This is a genomic window from Pseudomonas azadiae, assembly GCF_019145355.1.
GTDB classification, from domain to species: domain Bacteria; phylum Pseudomonadota; class Gammaproteobacteria; order Pseudomonadales; family Pseudomonadaceae; genus Aquipseudomonas; species Aquipseudomonas azadiae.
In genome coordinates this window covers 3,604,269-3,611,432 of sequence record NZ_JAHSTY010000001.1, presented here as the reverse complement: position 1 = coordinate 3,611,432, position 7,164 = coordinate 3,604,269, and the positions used below count along the sequence as shown (strand labels likewise).

Genomic DNA, 7,164 nt, shown 5'->3' with positions numbered 1-7,164 from the left:
GGGCGAGGCACCGAGTGGTGGGGCGAGGACTTTTTGGTTACTTTTTGCTGGGCCGGCATTCCGGTCCTTCAAAAAGTGACCCGCTGTAAGAGCGGAACCGCCAGCCGCCGTTACATAAAGAACGGATATGTACACGGTCAACAACAACAGCCTGGTCGGCCCGAAGGCCGCCACGAACGCCGTCTCTCCACAGATCGCTAAAAATTGTGTAGAGACCTATGGCCATCGCAGGCAAGCCAGCTCCCACATTCGGACCGAGTACAGTCAGTAGTGTCGTCTTCTGCCCGCCGCTGGCGTAAACTTGCGCGTTTTCGCGACCCAACGGGCCGCACATTCATTTTTTCAAAGGTGCCCGCCATGCCTTGGCTGCAAGTCCGTCTCGCCATCAGCCCAGAACAAGCCGAAACCTATGAAGACGCTTTCCTCGAAGTGGGCGCTGTCTCGGTTACCTTCATGGACGCCGAAGACCAACCGATCTTCGAGCCGGAACTCAACACCACGCCGCTGTGGTCCCACACCCATTTGCTGGCCCTGTTCGAAGACGGCACCGATGCTGCCGCCGTGCTGGCCCATATGCAATTGCTGACCGGCGGCCCGCTGCCGGAGCATCACAGCGAAGTCATCGAAGATCAGGACTGGGAACGCAGCTGGATGGACAACTTCCAGCCGATGCGTTTTGGCCAGCGCCTGTGGATCGTACCCAGCTGGCACGCGGCGCCGGAGCCTGACGCCGTCAACCTGCTGCTGGACCCGGGCCTGGCGTTCGGCACCGGCACGCACCCCACCACCGCACTGTGCCTGGAATGGCTGGACGGCCAGGACCTGACCGACAGCCACGTGCTGGACTTCGGCTGCGGCTCGGGGATCCTGGCGATCGCCGCCCTGCTGCTGGGCGCCAAGGAAGCCGTCGGCACCGATATCGATGTGCAGGCGCTGGAAGCTTCCCGCGATAATGCCGGGCGCAACCACATCCCTGAAAGCAAATTCCCACTCTACCTGCCCGAGCAGCTGCCTCAGGTACAGGCCGACGTCCTGGTCGCCAATATCCTCGCCGGTCCGCTCGTGTCCCTGGCGCCGCAACTGTCGAGCCTGGTCAAGCCGGGCGGCCGCCTGGCGCTGTCGGGCATCCTCGCCGAGCAGGGCGAAGACGTCGCCGCAGCCTATTCGCAGGATTTCGAGCTGGACCCGATCGCCAACCGTGATGGCTGGGTACGCATCAGCGGTCGTCGGCGCTAGAATGAGCGCTTGCCTGAATCGGATGGCCGCATGACCGACAGTTTCGTCACCCAGTGCCCGCATTGCCAAGCACGCTTTCGCGTCAACCACGCTCAATTGAGCGTGGCTCGCGGCGTGGTTCGCTGCGGCTCGTGCCTGCAAGTGTTCAATGCGGCGCGCCAGTTGCTGCAGCAACGCGGCCAAGCGCCTGCGCCCGAACCGGGCGTGCCGGTCGAGGCGGCGCCTGAGCCGGTGCGCGCAATCAGCCAGAAGCAGTGGACCGCCGAAGAACTGGACCTGGACAACCTGGACCTGGACGAAGAGCTCGCCAAGCTGGAACGCCGCGAGATCCCGCACACGGTGCCCGCCGGCGCAGAACGTCGCCATCAGGACGAATCCTTCAGCGCCAGCCGCGACACGGTTAAGGCCGAAGAAGAAAAATGGGCCGCCAGCCTGTTCAGCGAACCGCCTGGAGAGCGCGTCCAGGCCCCTCAAGACGAGCCCGAACCGACGAGCGTCGCTGCGACCCGGCAACGCACTGAGCCGTCCATGTCGCTGCACACCGACGATATCGATGATGAGCCGCCCTTGCGCTCAACACCAGAAGATGACGACATCGATCCGCCGTTCACGCCGCTGACCCAATCAGCGGATGACGTCGAGCCCGAAGAACGCCCCAAGCCCCGTCGCAAGCGCCCGCGCGCCGAAGCGGGCGTGCACGACGACTTGCTGCAAGACCTCGAAGACGATCCGCTGCACCTCTATACGCAAAAGCGTCCGGCCGGCCTTGGCCGTCGCCTGGTCTGGCTGTTGCTGGTACTGATTGCCGCCGCCGGCCTCGCCGCCCAGTACATCGCCTATCAATTCGACGACCTGGCCCGCCAGGACGCGTATCGCCCATGGTTCCAGCAATTGTGCCCTACGCTGGGCTGCACCGTGCCGTCGCGGGTCGATATCGCCCATATCAAGAGCAGCAACCTGGTGGTGCGCAGCCATCCGGATTTCGCCGGGGCGCTGGTGGTGGACGCGATCCTCTATAACCGCGCGACCTTCTCCCAGCCCTTCCCGCTGCTGGAGCTGCGCTTTGCCGACCTGAACGGCGGCCTGATCGCCAGTCGCCGCTTCAAACCCGGCGAATACCTCAGCGGCGAACTGGCCGGCGTAAGCGAAATGCCATCGCAGGTACCGATCCATATTTCCCTGGATATCCTCGACCCAGGCAACAAAGCTGTGAATTACAGCCTGAGCTTCCACTCACCCGAGTGAAGCGCTTGATGCACTGAGGTTTGACGGCAGGTTATTGACTTGCCCTGCGCAACCAAACCGCTGGCGATAAAGAAATAACTGTTCAGATTTTATCCAATTCAGCCTTTATCCAGTCATCGAGAGCGGGTATCATGCCAACCCTTTTTCGAACTCTAATGATCCGGCCCCACAACAGGGAAGTCCTATGTCGGCGGTACGCATCGGCCCATACACATTGCACAATGGCTTGATCCTCGCCCCGATGGCGGGGGTCACCGACCAGCCCTTTCGTCAGCTGTGCAAACGTTTGGGCGCGGGTCTTGTAGTCTCGGAAATGGTCACCAGCGACATGAGCTTGTGGAACACCCGCAAATCGCGGATGCGCATGATCCACGAAGGTGATCCCGAGCCTCGCTCGGTACAGATCGCCGGTGGAGATGCGCAAATGCTGGCGGAGGCGGCCCGGGCCAACGTGGAGTTGGGGGCGCAGATCATCGACATCAACATGGGCTGCCCGGCCAAGAAGGTCTGCAATAAGGCCGCCGGTTCCGCGCTGTTGAAAGATGAGCAGTTGGTTGCCGAGATCCTGCAGGCCGTTGTCGCCGCTGTGGATGTGCCGGTCACCCTGAAGATTCGTACCGGATGGGACCGGGACAACAAGAACGGCCTGACGGTGGCGAAGATCGCCGAACAGGCAGGTATTACAGCGCTTGCGGTGCACGGCCGCACCCGCGCCGATCTTTACACCGGCGAGGCCGAGTACGACACCATTGCCGCCATCAAGCAGGCAGTGTCGATGCCGGTCTTTGCCAATGGCGACATCGATTCAGCCCAGAAAGCCCGGCGTGTGCTGGAAGCAACCGGTGCAGATGGCTTGTTGATTGGCCGGGCCGCTCAAGGGCGACCGTGGATTTTTCGTGAGATCGAGCATTTCCTGCGTACTGGCCAAGTGTTGCCTGCGCCGGAGCTGGTCGAGGTGGAACGTATTCTGCTAGAGCATCTGGCTGCGCTGCACACCTTCTATGGAGAGGTGATGGGCGTGCGCATTGCTCGCAAGCATGTGGGTTGGTATCTGGCAACGCTGCCGGGCGCCAGGGAGTTTCGCGCCGGGTTCAATCGTTTGGATGAAACGCAAGCACAGGTCACCGCCGTTCGTGAGTTCTTTGCCGAACGAGACAAGAGCCTGGGACCAGGGGACGGAAAAGGGGTGGCCGCATGACGATGATGACCGAGACTTTAGTGAGTGGAACGACGCCCGTGAGCGACAACGTCAATTTGAAACAGCACCTCAACACGCCGAGCGAAGAAGGCCAGACCCTTCGCGGGAGTGTCGAGAAGGCGCTGCACAATTATTTCGCCCACCTCGAGGGCGCTTCCGTCACGGACGTGTACAACCTGGTGCTCTCCGAAGTCGAGGCGCCCTTGCTCGAAAGCGTGATGAACTACGTCAAGGGCAACCAGACCAAAGCCAGTGAGCTGCTGGGCCTCAACCGTGGCACCTTGCGCAAAAAGCTCAAGCAATACGATTTGCTGTAAGCATTCAATCAAACCAGAAAGGCGCCCGCGTAAAAACGGTCGCCTTTTTTGCTGACTCCTTAGCTTTTGATGGAAATTGAAATGACCGACCAGACTACCCGCCTGCCGATCCGCCGCGCCTTGATCAGTGTTTCCGACAAGACCGGGATCCTCGAATTCGCCCGGGAGCTGGAAGCCCTGGGCGTGGAAATCCTCTCCACGGGCGGGACCTTCAAACTGCTGCAGGACAACGGCGTGGCCGCAGTGGAAGTGGCGGACTACACCGGTTTCGCAGAAATGATGGACGGTCGGGTCAAGACCCTGCACCCGAAAATCCACGGCGGCATCCTCGGCCGTCGCGGTATCGACGACGCGATCATGACCGAGCACGGCATCAAGCCGATCGACCTGGTGGCGGTCAACCTCTACCCGTTTGAAGCCACCATCAACAAGCCAGGCTGCGACCTGCCGACCGCGATCGAAAACATTGATATCGGCGGCCCGACCATGGTTCGCTCGGCCGCCAAGAATCATAAGGACGTGGCCATCGTGGTCAACGCCAGTGATTACGCCCAAGTGCTCGAAAGCCTGAAAGCCGGTGGTTTGACCTACGCCCAGCGTTTCGACCTGATGCTCAAGGCGTTCGAACACACCGCCGCCTACGACGGCATGATCGCCAACTACCTGGGCACCGTGAACCAGGCCGCCGAAACCCTCTCCACCGAAGGCCGCAGCCAGTTCCCGCGCACCTTCAACAGCCAGTTCATCAAGGCCCAGGAAATGCGCTACGGCGAGAACCCGCACCAGAGCGCGGCGTTCTACGTTGAGGCAAAACCGGCCGAAGTCGGCATCGCCACCGCGACCCAACTGCAAGGCAAAGAACTGTCCTACAACAACGTGGCCGACACCGACGCCGCGCTGGAATGCGTGAAGAGCTTCGTCAAGCCGGCCTGCGTTATCGTCAAGCACGCCAACCCATGCGGCGTGGCCGTGAGCCCGGACGCAGAAGGCGGTATCCGCCAGGCGTACGAATTGGCCTACGCGACCGATACCGAATCGGCCTTTGGCGGCATCATCGCCTTCAACCGTGAACTGGATGCCGAGACCGCCAAGGCGATCGTCGAGCGTCAGTTCGTCGAAGTGATCATCGCGCCAAGCGTCAGCGAAGAGGCGCGTGCCATCGTCGCCGCCAAAGCCAATGTGCGCCTGCTGGCCTGCGGCGAGTGGTCGGCCGACCGTGCGGCTGCCTGGGACTACAAGCGCGTCAACGGCGGCTTGCTGGTACAGAGCCGCGACACCGGCATGATCGGCAGCGATGACCTGAAAGTCGTGACCCAGCGCGCCCCGACCGAGCAAGAGATCAACGACCTGATCTTCGCCTGGAAAGTGGCCAAGTACGTCAAATCCAATGCCATCGTCTACGCCAAGAACCGCCAGACCATCGGCGTCGGCGCCGGCCAGATGAGCCGCGTGAACTCGGCGCGTATCGCCGCGATCAAGGCTGAACACGCCGGCTTGCAGGTGGTGGGTTCGGTGATGGCATCCGATGCGTTCTTCCCGTTCCGCGATGGCCTGGACAACGCCGCGAAAGCTGGCGTGACCGCCGTGATCCAGCCGGGTGGTTCGATGCGTGATGCTGAAGTCATCGCCGCCGCCGATGAAGCTGGCATCGCCATGGTCTTTACCGGCATGCGCCACTTCCGCCACTGATCCAACATGGCCTGATGGGCGCTGGCTTTATGTGGGAGCTGGCTTGCCTGCGATAGCATCACCTCGGTGCACCAGATACACCGAGGCGCCAGCATCGCAGGCAAGCCAGCTCCCACAAAAAAGCAGCCTGCAGTGTTTCCAAGAATTGCGTCATCCGAGGTTTTTGAAATGAATGTTTTGATCATTGGCAGCGGTGGCCGTGAACACGCTCTGGCCTGGAAAGTTGCCCAGGACCCGCGCGTCCAGAAAGTCTTCGTCGCCCCCGGCAACGCCGGTACCGCCACTGAAGCCAAGTGCGAGAACGTTGCCATCGACGTACTGGCGCTCAAGCAGTTGGCCGATTTCGCCGAAAAGAATGTCTCCCTGACCATCGTCGGTCCGGAAGTCCCGTTGGTTGCCGGTGTGGTCGACCTGTTCCGCAGCCGTGGCCTGGACTGCTTCGGCCCCACCGCCGGTGCTGCTCAGCTGGAAGGCTCCAAGGCATTTACCAAGGATTTCCTGGCGCGCCACAAGATCCCGACCGCCGACTACCAGAACTTCACCGAGATCGAGCCGGCCCTGGCTTACCTGCGTGAAAAAGGCGCGCCGATCGTGATCAAGGCCGACGGCCTGGCCGCCGGCAAAGGCGTGATCGTGGCGATGACCCTGCAGGAAGCCGAAGATGCCGTGCGCGACATGCTCGCCGGCAACGCATTTGGTGACGCCGGTTCGCGCGTGGTGATCGAGGAATTCCTCGACGGCGAAGAAGCCAGCTTTATCGTGATGGTCGACGGCAAGAACGTCTTGCCGATGGCCACCAGCCAGGACCACAAACGCGTCGGCGACGGCGACACCGGCCCCAATACCGGCGGCATGGGTGCCTACTCCCCGGCCCCGGTGGTCACCAGCGAGGTGCACCAGCGCGTGATGGACCTGGTGATCTGGCCGACCGTGCGTGGCATGGCCGATGAAGGCAATGTGTACACCGGTTTCCTGTACGCTGGCCTGATGATCGACAAAGCCGGTAACCCTAAGGTAATCGAGTTCAACTGCCGCTTCGGCGACCCGGAAACCCAACCGGTGATGCTGCGCCTGCAATCGAGCCTGGTGCTGTTGGTGGAAGCCGCGCTGGCCCAGGCCCTGGACAAGGTTGAAGCGCAGTGGGATCCACGTCCGAGCGTCGGCATTGTGCTGGCCGCCGGTGGCTACCCTGCCGACTACGCCAAGGGTGACGTCATTGAAGGCCTCGACGCCGCCGCCAAGCTGGAAGGCAAGGTGTTCCACGCGGGCACCGCGCTCGAGGATGGCCAGGTCGTGACCGCCGGTGGCCGTGTGTTGTGCGCCACCGCCATGGGTGCCAGTGTCGACGCCGCGCAGCAACAGGCGTACGAACTGGCCTCGAAGATCGATTGGCAGGGCTGCTTCTACCGCAAGGACATCGGCTATCGGGCCATTGCCCGTGAGCGTGGCGAAAACAGCTGATCCGCCGACGTCAGTGCT

At 62.0% G+C, this 7,164-nt stretch carries 6 protein-coding genes and 1 pseudogene; all 7 read left to right on the top strand.

Features of this window, described 5'->3' with window-relative positions:
- A pseudogene (locus KVG91_RS16345) lies at nt 1-201 on the top strand (hypothetical protein); the annotation flags it as partial.
- A gap of 156 nt (nt 202-357) precedes the next feature.
- Entirely contained in the window at nt 358-1,236 is an 879-nt protein-coding gene (gene prmA, locus KVG91_RS16340; protein WP_169378793.1) for a 50S ribosomal protein L11 methyltransferase, read from the top strand.
- A 30-nt stretch (nt 1,237-1,266) separates the two neighbouring features.
- On the top strand, nt 1,267-2,481 hold the full coding sequence (locus tag KVG91_RS16335; RefSeq protein WP_169378794.1) for a DUF3426 domain-containing protein: 1,215 nt from the start codon (nt 1,267-1,269) through the stop codon (nt 2,479-2,481).
- Between the two features lie 184 nt (nt 2,482-2,665).
- Entirely contained in the window at nt 2,666-3,679 is a 1,014-nt protein-coding gene (gene dusB / locus KVG91_RS16330; protein WP_169378795.1) for a tRNA dihydrouridine synthase DusB, read from the top strand.
- Nucleotides 3,676-3,996: a DNA-binding transcriptional regulator Fis gene (gene fis / locus KVG91_RS16325; protein WP_002555375.1), complete on the top strand. Its 321-nt coding sequence runs from the start codon at nt 3,676-3,678 to the stop codon at nt 3,994-3,996. The genes dusB and fis overlap by 4 nt, the downstream gene beginning before the upstream one ends.
- 81 nt (nt 3,997-4,077) lie before the next feature.
- Entirely contained in the window at nt 4,078-5,685 is a 1,608-nt protein-coding gene (purH, locus tag KVG91_RS16320; protein ID WP_169378796.1) for a bifunctional phosphoribosylaminoimidazolecarboxamide formyltransferase/IMP cyclohydrolase, read from the top strand.
- 168 nt (nt 5,686-5,853) lie between these two features.
- The gene (gene purD, locus KVG91_RS16315) at nt 5,854-7,146 is read left to right on the top strand and encodes a phosphoribosylamine--glycine ligase (RefSeq protein WP_169378797.1); all 1,293 of its coding nucleotides are present in this window, start codon (nt 5,854-5,856) and stop codon (nt 7,144-7,146) included.
- Nucleotides 7,147-7,164 lie beyond the last annotated feature (18 nt).